15 protein-coding genes are annotated in these 14,236 nt (G+C 47.6%); 6 read left to right on the forward strand and 9 right to left on the reverse strand.

What is annotated here, in order from left to right:
* Complete coding sequence (locus MMG03_RS11835) at window positions 1-1,275, forward strand: Na+/H+ antiporter NhaC family protein (RefSeq protein WP_249506359.1); 1,275 nt, start codon at window positions 1-3, stop codon at window positions 1,273-1,275.
* 15 nt (window positions 1,276-1,290) lie between these two features.
* On the opposite strand, the gene MMG03_RS11840 is transcribed toward MMG03_RS11835, so the two are convergent.
* The 4 genes from MMG03_RS11840 to MMG03_RS11855 form a co-directional block, all read right to left on the reverse strand.
* Window positions 1,291-1,860 carry a low molecular weight protein-tyrosine-phosphatase gene (locus MMG03_RS11840; RefSeq protein WP_073160746.1) on the reverse strand — a complete coding sequence of 190 codons (570 nt, stop codon included), beginning with the start codon at window positions 1,858-1,860 and terminating at the stop codon, window positions 1,291-1,293.
* 14 nt (window positions 1,861-1,874) lie between these two features.
* Window positions 1,875-5,099, reverse strand: a complete 3,225-nt coding sequence (locus MMG03_RS11845) for a response regulator (RefSeq protein ID WP_249506360.1) — start codon at window positions 5,097-5,099, stop codon at window positions 1,875-1,877.
* 105 nt (window positions 5,100-5,204) lie between these two features.
* Window positions 5,205-5,708 carry a very short patch repair endonuclease gene (locus MMG03_RS11850; RefSeq protein ID WP_083539784.1) on the reverse strand — a complete coding sequence of 168 codons (504 nt, stop codon included), beginning with the start codon at window positions 5,706-5,708 and terminating at the stop codon, window positions 5,205-5,207.
* A 62-nt stretch (window positions 5,709-5,770) separates the two neighbouring features.
* Window positions 5,771-6,460 (reverse strand): hypothetical protein, encoded by a 690-nt coding sequence (locus MMG03_RS11855; protein ID WP_249506361.1) that lies wholly within the window; start codon window positions 6,458-6,460, stop codon window positions 5,771-5,773.
* Between the two features lie 101 nt (window positions 6,461-6,561).
* On the opposite strand from MMG03_RS11855, the gene pepT reads away from it, so the two are divergent.
* Window positions 6,562-7,842: a peptidase T gene (gene pepT, locus MMG03_RS11860; RefSeq protein ID WP_249506362.1), complete on the forward strand. Its 1,281-nt coding sequence runs from the start codon at window positions 6,562-6,564 to the stop codon at window positions 7,840-7,842.
* A 75-nt stretch (window positions 7,843-7,917) separates the two neighbouring features.
* On the opposite strand, the gene MMG03_RS11865 is transcribed toward pepT, so the two are convergent.
* Both MMG03_RS11865 and MMG03_RS11870 read right to left on the reverse strand, forming a co-directional pair.
* Window positions 7,918-8,217: a helix-turn-helix transcriptional regulator gene (locus MMG03_RS11865; RefSeq protein WP_073160754.1), complete on the reverse strand. Its 300-nt coding sequence runs from the start codon at window positions 8,215-8,217 to the stop codon at window positions 7,918-7,920.
* Window positions 8,204-8,590: a type II toxin-antitoxin system RelE/ParE family toxin gene (locus tag MMG03_RS11870; protein ID WP_073160756.1), complete on the reverse strand. Its 387-nt coding sequence runs from the start codon at window positions 8,588-8,590 to the stop codon at window positions 8,204-8,206. Before MMG03_RS11870 ends, MMG03_RS11865 begins: the two co-directional genes overlap by 14 nt.
* Window positions 8,591-8,990: 400 nt before the next feature.
* Between MMG03_RS11870 and MMG03_RS11875 the strand changes: the two genes are divergently transcribed.
* Entirely contained in the window at window positions 8,991-10,487 is a 1,497-nt protein-coding gene (locus tag MMG03_RS11875; protein WP_249506363.1) for a toxin-antitoxin system YwqK family antitoxin, read from the forward strand.
* 112 nt (window positions 10,488-10,599) lie between these two features.
* Here MMG03_RS11875 and MMG03_RS11880 read toward each other — a convergent pair whose 3' ends face one another.
* Window positions 10,600-10,980 carry a GNAT family N-acetyltransferase gene (locus tag MMG03_RS11880; RefSeq protein WP_249506364.1) on the reverse strand — a complete coding sequence of 127 codons (381 nt, stop codon included), beginning with the start codon at window positions 10,978-10,980 and terminating at the stop codon, window positions 10,600-10,602.
* On the opposite strand from MMG03_RS11880, the gene MMG03_RS11885 reads away from it, so the two are divergent.
* On the forward strand, window positions 10,979-11,665 hold the full coding sequence (locus MMG03_RS11885) for an efflux RND transporter permease subunit (RefSeq protein ID WP_249506365.1): 687 nt from the start codon (window positions 10,979-10,981) through the stop codon (window positions 11,663-11,665). The genes MMG03_RS11880 and MMG03_RS11885 overlap by 2 nt on opposite strands.
* On the opposite strand, the gene MMG03_RS11890 is transcribed toward MMG03_RS11885, so the two are convergent.
* Together MMG03_RS11890 and MMG03_RS11895 are read right to left on the reverse strand one after the other, a co-directional pair.
* On the reverse strand, window positions 11,575-11,985 hold the full coding sequence (locus MMG03_RS11890; RefSeq protein WP_073160764.1) for a putative toxin-antitoxin system toxin component, PIN family: 411 nt from the start codon (window positions 11,983-11,985) through the stop codon (window positions 11,575-11,577). The genes MMG03_RS11885 and MMG03_RS11890 overlap by 91 nt on opposite strands.
* Complete coding sequence (locus MMG03_RS11895) at window positions 11,982-12,284, reverse strand: type II toxin-antitoxin system RelB/DinJ family antitoxin (protein WP_073160766.1); 303 nt, start codon at window positions 12,282-12,284, stop codon at window positions 11,982-11,984. The genes MMG03_RS11890 and MMG03_RS11895 overlap by 4 nt, the downstream gene beginning before the upstream one ends.
* Before the next feature lie 251 nt (window positions 12,285-12,535).
* Here MMG03_RS11895 and MMG03_RS11900 point away from each other — a divergent pair, with 251 nt between their 5' ends.
* Entirely contained in the window at window positions 12,536-13,144 is a 609-nt protein-coding gene (locus MMG03_RS11900) for an alpha/beta hydrolase (protein WP_346348719.1), read from the forward strand.
* A complete protein-coding gene (locus tag MMG03_RS11905; protein ID WP_249506367.1) occupies window positions 13,114-14,214 on the forward strand; it encodes a hypothetical protein in 1,101 nt (366 codons plus the stop codon). Before MMG03_RS11900 ends, MMG03_RS11905 begins: the two co-directional genes overlap by 31 nt.
* Window positions 14,215-14,236 lie beyond the last annotated feature (22 nt).

Genomic DNA, 14,236 nt, shown 5'->3' on the forward strand with positions numbered 1-14,236 from the left:
GTGTTAATCGCTCTCGCCATAGGATTCGTAATGCTGATGACCTACGGAAAAATCCGCAGGTTCAGCTGGCGCGCCCTCTGGAAAATGGCACTGTCGGGAATGACCGCCGTAAGGAACATCGCCATCGTCATGCTGCTGGTGGGGGCACTCACTGCGTTGTGGCGGGCCTGTGGAACGGTAGCCTTCATTGTCAATGCCGCCTCGGGAGCGCTTACGCCAGAACTTTTCCTGCCGGCGGTTTTCATCTTGTGCGCCGCCGTCTCGGTGCTTACGGGAACATCCATCGGAACGGCCGCCACCATGGGCGTCATCTGCATGGGCGTAGGGGCCGCTATCGGAGTCGACGAAGCCATTTGCGGCGGGACCATTCTTGCCGGCGCCTATTTCGGTGACCGTTGCTCGCCAGTCTCTACAAGCGCCATGCTGGTGGCAGAAATTACAGGGACGAACCTCCATGAAAATATACGGGGCATGATCAAGTCCGGTTGGAAAGCCGCCTTGGCCGCCCTGGCAATTTATGGAATCCTGGGCTACGTCACAGGCACAGTTCCCTCTGACGTAAATCCATCTGACGCAAGTCTCGCGGTCGGAGCAGACAACATAACGAAACTTCTGCAGCAGCATTATGACCTGGGCATTGTCACCCTCTTGCCAGCCGTCGCGATTCTCGTCCTTGCGGCCCTGCGGTTCAATGTAAAGATGACCATGGCCGTAAGCATCGCCATGTCCCTCGCAATTTGCATCTGGCAGCAGCAAATGACCGCGGCCGAGACTGTCAAGACAGCCTTCCTGGGATTTGACGCCCCTGCAGAAATTTCCATGATGAATGGCGGTGGCGTTTTCGGAATGGTCAAGATGATTGTAGTCGTCGCCATTTCCCTGACTTATGCGGGACTCTTCAAGGGCATGGGAATTCTAGACAAGATGAACCGATTCGCAAGCCGTATCGCAAACCGACTTCCTCCTTGCGGTTTCGCCTCCCTTACGGCGGTTGCCTCAAGCGCCCTTTCCTGCAACCAGACTCTGGCCATCGTGCTGACCAACGAAATTTCAGGCAATGTCATTCCCGACAAAAAGGAGCGGGCCATGGCCATCGAGAATACGGCCGTCGTGATTGCACCCCTTGTTCCCTGGACGGTAGCAAGCCTGATTCCCCTGGGGACCATAGGCGCCCCTACCGCAAGCATCCTTTTTGCCTGCTACCTGTATCTGCTCCCGATTTCAAACATCGTTTCAGAAATGCGGATCCGCAAAAAATTCGGGGCGGTAATTTAATTGAATCTGCGCGGCCTACTTCCAGGCGCCGGCCAACGCCTTCGCCATAATTTCGTCTAGCAATCCGCGACAACCTTCGTTTACGTCGCGCCAAGTCGCCTCGAAATCACCGGTATACCAGGGGTCAGCCACATCGCCCGGGCGACTGGTCCAATCCATCAGCAGCGAAACTTTGCGGTCTTCATTAGCGGCGCCGTCAATACCACGGGCCGTTTCCTTCTCGTAGCTTTCGGCATTAATGTTCCAGCGCAAATTGCGGAGGTTATTGCGGTCCATCAGCACCACATAATCGTAGCGGTCATAATCCCGCTGATTGAACTGTCGCGCGGCATGTCCGCTGCAATCAATCCCGCGGGCATTTAACAACCGACGGGCAGGCGGATAAACCGGATTCCCGATTTCTTCGGTGCTTGTAGCGGCACTTGCAATCTGAAAATCTTTCTCAGTCAGACCTGTAGCGCGAGCGTCAGCTCGTGCGTCATTGGCTGTATTTCCAAAAAAATCCCTGACCATCTTCTTCATGACGAATTCCGCCATGGGACTACGGCATATGTTACCGTGGCACACAAAAATAATGCTAGGCATCAATTCCTCAGTATTTACACCTGCTTTCCAAGAACTTCCATCAGTTCCGGAACAGAGATGGGCTTGGACACATGACCATTCATGCCAGCGTCAAAGGCCTTCTGGCGGTCTTCATCAAAAGCATTGGCAGTCACGGCCACCACAGGAATCAAGGCCTTTGCAGAGTCCGTCATCTTGCGGATAGTCCGGGTTGCCTCATAGCCATCCATATTGGGCATCTGGATATCCATCAAGACGGCGTTATAGGTTCCTGCGGGATTCTGCCTAATCTTTTCGACGGCGGCAAGACCGTCTTCAGCCAGATCCACCTCGAATCCCAATTCCTCCAGGATGGACATTGCGATTTCCTGGTTCAGCGGATTGTCTTCTACCAGCAAGATTTTCTTGCCCTTAAAGTCAAAGGCGTTCGACTTAAAAAGTTCTTCGGTAGGATCAATTCCAAGTTCCTTCGCAGACGCATTCTTTATCACCAGGTCGCTAAACTTGAACATCACATTCACCGTGATTTTCGTTCCAACGTTCGGTGTGCTGTCAACGACAATCGTACCGCCCATCATGTCAATGATGTTCTTGGAAATGGCCATCCCCAGGCCCGTTCCCTGAATGCCGCTAACAGTTGATGTTCTTTCGCGACTAAAGGTTTCAAAGATATGATTCCTAAAGTCGGCACTCATACCGATACCCGTATCCGCAACGATAAACTGGTAGTTTGCAAAACCTTCGGGAGCGCCTCCACGTTCCACAACCGACACGACCACGCGGCCACCTGGGCGGGTAAACTTGATCGAGTTCCCCACGATATTCAGAATCACCTGTTTCAGCTTCAGGTCATCGGCAAGAACGACCTCGTTGGTAAGGGCGTCATAGAAGCTGATGCTTACACCCTTTGACTGGGCGGTATTCTGCACCATGTCCTGAATTTCGCGGATCATGGAAGGCAAGTGGACTCGGTCTTCGGAAAGTTTGACCTTGCCGCTTTCGATTCGGCTCATGTCAAGCACATTGTTGATCAGCGAAAGCAGATGACTACTAGAGATGGAAATCTTGTTCAGGTAACTTCTAACCGCATCCGTATCCCGCACATGGATCTTCGCCAGGTTAGTAAAGCCAATGATGGCGTTCATGGGCGTGCGGATGTCGTGGCTCATGTTGTTCAGGAAGATGGTCTTGGACTGATTGGAGCGTTCCGCCACCGCCAAGGCATTGGACAGCAATTCACGATGTTCCCTTTCCTTTGCCATCAAGTCGTCAACGGTCTTGCATCCAAGAATGATCACATTCTTCTTCAAATTCGAGAAGTAAACCTTGGTAAAGGAGGATTGGGTATAGTGCTTCTTGTTACCCCATTCTGCGCGGTAGGTGCAAATATATTCCGACTGTTCCTTCAGATTTTCAAGAACCACATCCAGAGACGAAGCCCTTAAGACTTCTGAACGATCCTCTTCGCAAACATACTTGTTGGCAAACAATTTCCAGGCCGCGTCATAGCTTTCCTGGTAAATCCAGTCCTTTTCCTTCAGGACCATTCCGTCTTTCTTAATGGTTAGCGAGAATCCTCTTTCGATGTCCACCAAAATCGCATAGGGATAATCAAGGCTCAAAGCCTCACTGATCTCGACCTGAATCTGGGTCGCATGGTGAGCCTTCTTCATTCCGGAAACATAGAGCGCCAAAATCGTTATGATGACAAAGGTGATCATCGCCATCAGCAGCACGAAGAAAATCAGATTGTCACGTATAAAGTCCGACATGCTGTAATGGCTATGGTATTCCATGTACTTATAGGCCGCATTATTCATGACATTCATATCCATGAGGCTAAAGCCACGGTTCAGCAAGCTGAGCAAGGCGAAATTACCCTTGCGGACACCTACAGAATAGAAAGAACCCTTGCCTATGGGCATAAACTTGAGCTGCGAGAACTCGGCATCGCGCATCAGGGGATTGGCCTTGAAGGTAATCAACAGGGCACTGGAAGCCTTACCATCTTGCACAGCCCTCATACACTCTTCGGCATTGTCCAGCATCAGCCATTCGCTTCCGGGGAACATTTCCCGCATGAACAGGGTCTGCTGCGGCTTGGCGATCATCGCAATCTTCTTGAAAATGGACTTGTTGTAATCGCCCTTGAACACGACGGACATGGGAACGCTCACCAGCTCCGACGAAATCATCACATTGGACTGTTCCGCATACCACCTGTTACTGGGCAGGGGGAAAACCACATCGACACTGCCACTCTGCAATTCCGTAATAGCCTGGCGGAAATTGACGCAGGGGACATAGCGAACCATCAGCTTGCCATCAAGATTCAACTTCTTGAGCCAGGAATCCATGATGTCCTTGAGAACGCCATTCACACGACCATCGGCGCCTCGCGTACAATAGGGCAAGTGGTCCGGAGCGTAAGCCACCTTTAAAACATTGTGCTTTTCGAGCCATTCCTGTTCGCGGCTAGAAAGTTCCGCACTGACTGACTTGCTCCTGTAATACTTGTTTCGGAGGCTTTCTATGAAGGCGCCATCATCGGAATTGATATGTTCAAGAGCGGTGTTCAGTTCGCGCAGCAGGCGATTCGCCCCCTTTCGCACACAGATATAGGATTTCGGGGAAGCGACGAGCACCAGGGGCTTTACATTCATCCCGCGGTCCAAAAACTTGTCGCTCCCGGCAAAGCCATCCACCTCGCCCCTTTCCAGAGCCCTAGGCAATTCGTTCAGGTCGTTGAAATAGACATACTCCAGCTGGGCCCCCTTTTCAGCAGCCCACTTCTTGAGTCCTGTGGTCAAGTTGCTGTTACGCAGGCAGCCGATCCGCTTGCCGTTAAAAGAACTGATGTCCTCTTCAGACATGGAATTGTCGCCACGTTTCGTAAAGATGAAATGGTAATCCACGTCCATGTAATAGTCAGGATATTCCATCTGACCTTTACGTTCATCCATCTTGGCCAGGCCGGCCATGATGTCCACTTCCCCTTTCAGGAACATGTCGAAAATGGCACCCCAATCCCCATAAATGTACTTGTACTGCCAACCGGTATAGTCGGAAACCTGCTGCAGATATTCGTAGCCATAGCCCGACTTGATAGAACTGTCGGCCATACCTTCCTGGAAATGCTTGCTGGAATAGTAACCAACAGTCACAACCTTAGCCTGATTTGTGGAAGAGGCATCAAATTCCTCTGCAAAAGTGCTGGAAACGCCCAAAACAAGGCCCAGCAGCGCAATTACACAGGTCAAAACAAAACTTCGATATTTACAGGAGCGGACAGTCACACACCAACCTTACACTAATTTTCTGTAAGTAATATATAATAAGTTTTCGTGTAAAAGCTAAGTCCGACCCTAAAGCTCGATGGTTTCTTCATCGCTTTTGATGAATGTCATAAGCCGTTCCAGGGTAAGGGCCGCACCCATACGGTCATCGGGGGAAGTACCGCGACGGTCCTGGGGTTCACTGCCCTGGGAAGTTTCGCGGCAATCATGGGAAGTGCCGCGGTGTGAGTCGTCACGGAGGGAGCATTCCCAGACCACCGCCACGCGGATCCCCATCAGGGATAGCTGATGGCGGGTCTTGATATCACGGGCCATATTGTTGTCGAACTTTTCATTCCAGAAATCGGAATTGGACTTAGGGCGACTGGTAAGCTTGCAGCCATGCTGATGCCAGAAACAGCCGTTCACGAAAATGGCCACCCCGTATTTCTGCACGAAGATATCCGGCGTACCGGGCAAGTCGCGACGGTGCAGGCGATAGCGGAACCCCGCCTGAAAAAGTGCACGACGCACCTTCACCTCGGGCTTGGTATCCTCGGAATGGACCGCCCCCATCATCTGGGAACGGGTCATGGGCTTCCTGGACTTGCGCCGCCCCTTTCGTTTGCGGTTCTCCTTGACAGCCCCAACCACTTTCAAACCCGCTGGTACTTGAAGTAATAGAACAGCGACCAGGCCGCCCAAAGGCAGCACAGCACCATCCCTGCATAACCCATGGTATAGACCACGTCGGCAATCTTGTCGTGTTTCAGCAGCAGCCCTGTTTCAGACAAAATAAAATTCCAGTCATGGAATCCATAAGGAGCCTCGGCTCCGGTACCGCCGCTAATCAGCATCAGGCGCATATGCAGGGCGTCATCGATATAAGGCGCCACATCGATAAAATTCTCGAAGGCCCACCAGAGACCCACCGAAACCCCCATCAAGTCGCGGGGCTTGATCCACAACGCAAAGCAAAACACCAGGGGCATGATAATCTGAAAAAGGCTGCCCCCAAGGGAAGTCACCACAGGCTTTCCGAAAATGCCGAATACGATATGCCCCGTTTCATGGACAGGCAAATTCAGGCAATGCAAATATTGGGCGATGGGAGCATCGTACCCCTGCCGGAACAACTGCGCCGAAAAAAAGATCATGGCCACCAGCAGGACCACCCGCAATCCGAAAAACTGCTGACGTCCCAGAGGTCTCGGGTAAAAAAAGAACTGGGCCACTAACGGCCAGGTCTCGGGATCATCCAGGCGCACGTGAGAAAAACGGCTGCGTTTTACCGTAACCAGTTTCAGCGGAACTTGATCCGTAGACTTTCCCTTTTCTGCTGTCATACCCTAAAGATAAACTTTTAATGACCCGACTCCCCCATTTTATTTACCAAACATTCTAGTTTTTAAGTCAGAAAATCAAGCGCTAACTTTATGGGTTCATTATGAAGGTACAGGAACGTTTTTTAAAGTACGTCAGCTTCCATACCACTTCCGATGAGAACTGCGAAAATTGTCCCAGTTCGGAACGTCAGCTTGCATTGGGCAAGTACTTGGCCCAAGAGCTGAACGACATCGGCTTGCAGCAGGTAAAGATGGACGAACACGGCTATGTGTACGGCTTGCTGCCCGCTACCGCCGGCCACGAAGATGACGACGCCATCGCCTTCATTAGCCACATGGATACCTCGCCGGACTTTAGCGGCGAAAATGTGAAGCCCCAGATTATCGAAAATTACGACGGCGGCGATGTTGTGCTGAAAGGTTCCGGCGCCGTGTTGAAAGTGGCCGACTTCCCCACCCTTAAAACTCTGAAGGGCCGCACCCTTATTACCACCGACGGAACCACATTGCTGGGCGCCGACGACAAGGCGGGCATTGCAGAAATCGTCACCGCCATGGAAGAGCTGGTGGCTACCGACCGCCACGCCGAAAGTCGCGGCTACGAAAATCTTTCCGGCCATGGGGACATCTGGGTTTGCTTTACGCCCGACGAAGAAATCGGTCGCGGTGCGGATCTGGTTGACTTGAATTACATGAAGGCCAAGTACGGCTACACCGTTGACGGCGGCTACGAAGGGGACATCGCCTACGAGAACTTCAATGCGGCTAGCGCAAAGTTCATTGTCCACGGCAAGAGCGTTCATCCCGGTGAAGCAAAGGACATCATGAAGAACGCAAGCCTCATGGCGGCGGAAATCGCCATGGCGCTCCCTGCCGACGAAACGCCCGCCATGACCGAAGGCCACCAGGGTTTCTATCACCTGACAGATATGCAAGGCGACGTCAGCGAAGCCACCCTCTGCTACATCGTCCGCAATCATGACAAGAAGCGCTTCGAGGAACGCCAGGAATTTTTACGCCAAGTTGCCGCGAAGTACAATGCGAAATTCGGCGGTACCGCTTTTGCGGATGCAAGTAAGGAACGTGCCGGCGGCAGCGTCGTAGAACTGCAGCTGAAACATTCCTACAGCAACATGCTGGAAGTCATCGAGAAATGCCCCGAAGTTCTGGAACGCGCCCGTGCCGCCATTGAATCCGTTGATGTGGAGCCGGTCAGTGAACCTGTCCGCGGCGGCACCGACGGCTCCAAGCTCAGCTTTATGGGATTGCCCTGCCCCAACCTTGGAACAGGCGGCTACGGCTACCATGGTCCCTTCGAGCACGTTTCCGTAGAAGCCATGGAAGCCGTGGTAAAAATCATCAAGAAAATCGCCTGCGGGTAAAACAGCGGTCTAAAGGAAAGCCATAAACCTTTGCAAAAGAACCTCCCCAGAGAATTCCGGGGAGGTTTACTTAAATCAAGCTGAAAGTTTTACAACTTTCTTCCCTTTTCGTGCTGTAAGTTCATAGCCTAAAGGGGCAAGTAATGCGGTCAATGTTTTTAGCGTTACATTAACAGGCTGCATGGCTCGCAAATTTTGAATGACTGAAGTCGAAATCCCTGAAAGACTTGACAACTTACGAACGCTGATTTTTTCCTGAGCCATTGCCTCAAGCAACAACTCAGACAAAAGGAAATTTGCGTATTCCTTGTCAAAGGCTTCCTTTTGCTTAGGATCTTCCATCATTTTATCAAATGTTGATTTAGCCTTTGACATAATATACTCCAGCGATTACTCGTTTTTCGTAGTTTTCTTTTCTGCTGATTGCTTTTGATTTTTCTTCTTCCGGAAGCTTCTGACCTTTTTTACAAAAAGCATTCGTCACAATGATTTTCTTGCCTGTATAAAAGAAAGACAGAAACCTATTCGGCTGAGGTTTAAACGCATAAATCTTATCGCCTTCATTTCTAAACTTTGTAAGATCAGAAATACGGCCAAAATCACCCATACGTTTAAAAAGCATCATTACCTTTCTTTTGCTTACATCATTCAATCCATTGAAAAAATCTAAAGCATCACTTTTTCCTTGCTCATCATAAAACCATTCGATGGTGTACGATGAACCATTGTATGCAACAATCTCTTCCAAATGTATCTCCTTTTTGATACACTGTCAAGGGTATGACATCTATATTTTATACTCACAAAATCGGCGCAAATTGAAAACACGGAATCATTGCCTGAGATTCCATTCCCTGTAATTACCATGAAATTTATTTAGGGAGCCTTTCGTTCCCAGCCCTACGCGCACAGTCAAGAGGCTTGCCTCCTCTCTCAGGTTCTGCGGAGATGCCTAATGTGGCACGCTCCCACGACTCGCGGCAGAGAATTTATGATGCCCTACGTATAGGGATTAGCAATGTGCAAAATATAATCTATGCGTAAATCATTTGCAAGACACTGTCGTTATGCAGTCAACGATGCAATTGCGAACACACTGTATTCGCAATCAGGGAATTTGTTATATTCCTAAAAAACTGTAGGCTTAAATGAAATTCATTCTTTTTCTTATTGCACTAGCCTTGATTGCTTGCTCAAATTCAGGTATTCGAAAATACCCGAATGGTCAATTAGTACAGCAGGGTTTCAGAGAAAATGGTGTGGAAGGCGTTGATAAATTTTACCCATCCGGCGCCCTTATGGAGCACAATGAATTTCATGGGGCAGACCGTAGCAACTCAACTATCACTACCTACTACGAAAATGGTTCTATGGAATGCAAGGGTTCTTTCGCGAAGGGAATCCAACAAGGCGACTTTCTCTGCTATTTCCCATCGGGAGCATTGCACGTTTCTGTTAGTGAAGACGGTCATGTAAAGCAATTCTACGAATCAGGCATTCTACTTCAAGAATACTTTATAGAAAATGGCAAAGTGGAAGGAGACTTCATCAGCAATTATCCGGATGGTAGGTTACAATACAGATGCAAGTACAAAAATGACCACGAAATTTCCCGTGAGATTTTTTACAAAGATGGTCAGGTAAAAACCGAGTCAAAAGAAAGTAACGGCAGCAATTCGAATAATCAAAAGACAAGGCCAAATATTCATGTAAGCTACTCATTTCATTCTAATGGGATGCTGGCTCGAAAGGCAATTTTTATTGCAGGACGTTCCGTAGGAAAAGAATTCAGTTATTCACTCAATGGTAAAATAAGTGCCGAAAGGATTTTTGCCTTTAGTGTCCAACAAGGGTTTCAACGAGAATACTATCGCAATGGAAATCTTAGAAATGATTTTGTCATTTACCTTTCGGAATCAGGCAACCACTATGATACCTACTACCATAAATTATTTGACGAAGATGGAAATCTTAAATACTACAAGGATTCCTTGACCGAAAAATTTTTCTATGAAAACGGAAACCTAAAATCGCTAAAAGATTCCACAGGAGAATATTCATATAACGAGGATGGATCGCTAAAAAAAGAAATCGTAAATGGAATTGTACATTGGATAGACAGGGATTGGAACGATTCCTCCAAAATATGCGAATCCTGGAAAGACTCCCTGAACAACGAATACAAAGGCAAATGCACCAATGCAAAAGGCGCTATCATAAGCGAATTCTTTGAAAAAGGAAGAATCGATAACGCGACGGTACACATTCAGAAAAAAAGAATCTATTCCGATAATGGCATCCTAATTTTTAGTTCTGAAAAACAAGATAGTCTGGTAAAGGAAACAGACTTTTACGAAAGCGGTAAACTTTGGATTCAAAAGGAATACTACCTAGAAGGATACAGGCGCAAACTGATTTACTTCAAGGAATATTCCGAAGATGAAATCACAATTCGCGATTACCAGGTTATCGAGGTAGACGGGGTGCGCAAGGCCATTTGTCACTTCAAGGACTTTGAGGGAAATGATGTTGAAGTTCCTCCACGTCGTCGTAACAGACCTTTTAGTATGCAGGACGAAGTGAATGGCTGCATTCGCAAGGAAAGACCGAAGTACGAATACGTGGACAAGTGCGAAGTTTATTAGGAAACATTAAAATGCAATGAAGCTACCGAGAATTCCTCGGTAGCTTTTTTACATCCGATGCTAGATCCTCGCCTACGCGAGGATGACACAACGGGCAAGGACTTTGCGAGTACTATCCCAACTGTCCGGGAAGCACTTTCTTTTCCTTGGGCGGGAACTGCTTATCGAATTCCTCCACGTCGGCTTCACTTACAAAGTAAGGCGCTGGGTCACGGTAGGAACCGCTCACTCCATCCAGAAAGCCAGGCGTCAATTCCCGAATCAGGAAATAGGGTGCGTCGCTGTCAGGATCGTCGGCGTAGCGGATACCCTTGGACGTTGCAGTGACAAAACCGCACTTGCCGTAGAACTGGATGTTACCGCACATGGCGATACATCCGGCGCCCATCTGGCGGGCACGTTCCAGGGCGTAGTCCAGCAGCATCTTGCCAAGGCCCTTGCGTTGCATGTCGGGGCGAACGCTGATAGGCGGCGTCACCGATGATTTCAGCATGGCCTACATTCATGTGGAACTGAAGGAATGGAATTCCAAGCAGCTGGACATCGATATCGATAGCGCACAAACTCTGGTTCGCAAGTATTTCCCCAAGGCAGATGTTGGCGTAGAAGGTTACGCCGTAGAACAATCCTCCATGAACAACAAACTGGTGGAAGGTGAAATCAAATCTGTCTGCATCTCCTTCGTAGTAATTGCGCTGCTTTTGATTGCCTCCTTCATGAGCGTAAAAACTGGTCTTATCGGCATGATCCCCAACGTGGCACCCATCCTTGTGATTGGCGGCGTCATGGGCGCATGCGCCTTCAGCATGGACATGATGACCATGATGGTGATTCCCATGGCCATCGGCATTGCGGTGGACGATACCATCCATTTCGTGAACCATTCCAAGCTCTGCATTGAACGATGCGGCAACTACCGCGAATCCATTCTCGCCACCTTCAGAGACGTGGGCAAGAGCATGGTCAGCACCACCATCATTCTCTGCATGATGTTCCTCGCCTACATGGTCAGCCCCGTCACCATCTTTTTCAGAGTGGGCCTCATGTCACCATCGGCCTCGTCACCGCCATGGTCGCCGACTTCACTTCAGCTTAAATTCACAATCTCCACCATTTCTGCCGGAGTTACAATATTTGACTGTTCGGGGAAATGCTTGATGTTCCCGGTTATCAAATAGGCATCTTCGTCAGCCTTGCCCATCGTAATTTCGTAAAATACGAGATCATCCATATCGGGCAGCACCATTCCGGTCTCAAGACGATCCACATTCATTCCGAAGGTCTTGATAGACTCCAAAAGGAACTGAATGCGTGGCTCTGGAAAACGGAACTTTGAGCGCCTTAGAACCTCGCCATATTCTTCAAGAATTTCTTCGTTGTACAGCGGAACTATCTTGCCTTCAAGCATCATACGTACAACGACAACTGTCGCGGAATCATCACGACGTGCCATCAAAGCAGAAACCAGGACATTTGTATCAAACGTCGCAAGAATCACTTATACGCCTTGGCCTTGCTTCTTTCCCTGACGCACTGAATTTCAGCATTGATTTCATCCAAGGACATTTCCTGCAAGTTCCTTGCACCAGCACGCATCGCATAAAAATTTTCCAATGCCTGTGCTCTCGAGATCGACTCCTTGGATTCAATCTCAAACGGGATTTTTTTCTGGATCAAGACCTGATTCAAAAAAAGCCTAATCGCAGTGGTCATATCAAGACCAACAGACTGAAAAAATTCTTCAGCTTCCTTTTTCAAGGAAGTTTCTACACGCGTTTGAATGACTGTCGTTTCCATCGTTTACCTCAGTATAAATATAATACTTTAGTAATACAAAAGCAATAGTTTAACACTTATTAAAATTTCACGCTTTCCAATCTACTCCATTATTACAAAAAGACGAACAAACAATTGCGTTTTCAAAAAAAAGATTTGACCTTTATTTAATTTGACTATTGCTTGAACTTCTAATAAATTACACTTATAAAAGCAAAATATCGACTTTTTAACTGTTTACAGCTAAATTTATCCTTATGAACGGAAAGGCTATGAAATCTCTCGTAATCTACATTCACGGGAAAGGCGGCAATGCTGCAGAAGCTGAACATTACAAGCCTCTTTTTCCTGATTGTGAAGTCATGGGTTTTGACTACAAGGCAGAAAATCCCTGGGACGCCAAGGACGAATTTATCAAATACCTTGAATCTGTTTCCGCAGGCTATGATCAAGTCTACCTTATCGCCAACAGCATCGGTGCATACTTTTCGATGATTTCCCTTAGTTCATCCCGAATCACAAAAGCTTATTTCATTTCGCCCATGGTGGATATGGAAAAGCTGATTTGCGATATGATGATGTGGGCTGGCGTTTCCGAAAATGAACTCCGCGAAAAGAAGAACATCGCAACGAATTTCGGAGAAACCCTTTCCTGGGAATACTTGAGCTACGTTCGCGAAAATCCCATCCGTTGGACCATCCCCACTCGGATTCTTTACGGCTCAAAAGACAACCTCGTCTCCTTGGAAACCGTTACTGAATTTGCCAATAAGATCAATGCACCACTCACCGTTATGGAAGGCGGTGAGCATTGGTTCCACACCGATGAGCAAATGAAATTTTTGGATGAATGGATAAAGCTACCGGGAAATTCTCGGTAGAATCAATTACAGAGGTTAGAATGTTCTCTTATTATCTTCTTGATTTTCATGAGTTGTTCAATTTAAAAGAAACACTCTTTTATTTAATTCCAATTCTCATTGGGTTTGCATTCGCAATTTTATATTGGCAACCGAAATTCAAAAAAACATTTTTTAGAAAAATTTTTCTCGCTCTGTGGGCGATTGATCTTGTCTACATAATTTATGAACTGCTCTTGAGACGAACGAGTTTTATATCACCTTCTAGAGTAGATGCTAGACCTACGGACATTGCAATCATCGCCCTTGTTCTAGTTGCGTTTTCTATATCCTGCGTTGTAAGCTACTTCTTTAAGCCTAGAAGAATTTGGTCATGGCTATATGTAGTACTGTTATCCATACTCTCGTATGTCGGATTCTCTTATATTTACTGGATTCATTTTCGTGAACCTGTCGCCGATATTGACGACAAAGTTCTAACAGAAACTAGTAGTTACGATTATGAAATAACTTATGAAGACATCTTTGGTGAAGTAGTTTTTGATTCGGACGATTCAACTCAAGAGCACCTCAATAGCCACGGCGACAACGCCTATTTTCCAAGCTACTACGCCAAGGGAGATTCCGTCTATTTTTGTTACCGTTATCGCAAATGCGATGGAATTACCTGGCGCGTGGCACTCGAAAATAAACGGGATACGACATTTTCTATTGAAGCTACGGAAATGGAACCTTGCATACCTAAACTGATTAACAGAGAGGAGACCGCAAAAATCCAAAAGCTGAAAAAAGACATTGATTGCTACCAACAGGAATATTCTGCAAATCATTACCTTGATGGTTCTTATCTGTATTTAACTTTAAACGATTATGGGCAGAAAAAAGTTCGAAAATTATTCTTGGGCAACCCTGACGAATCTGTTCCAAAAGCCTTGGAAATATTTCAACTTGTAAACTCCTTAAAACCAGCGGATCGTCCGCAGAAGCGCGATTTTGATGATGAATGTAGAGAACGCTCCAAGGCACTGAATGCGCTGATGGAGGAGTACGGGCAAGCTCATAGTAATCATGGCAATTACTTAATTTATTAAACGGATAAAAAACCTCCCCGGG

The organism is Fibrobacter sp. HC4, from assembly GCF_023373925.1.
Classification (GTDB): domain Bacteria; phylum Fibrobacterota; class Fibrobacteria; order Fibrobacterales; family Fibrobacteraceae; genus Fibrobacter.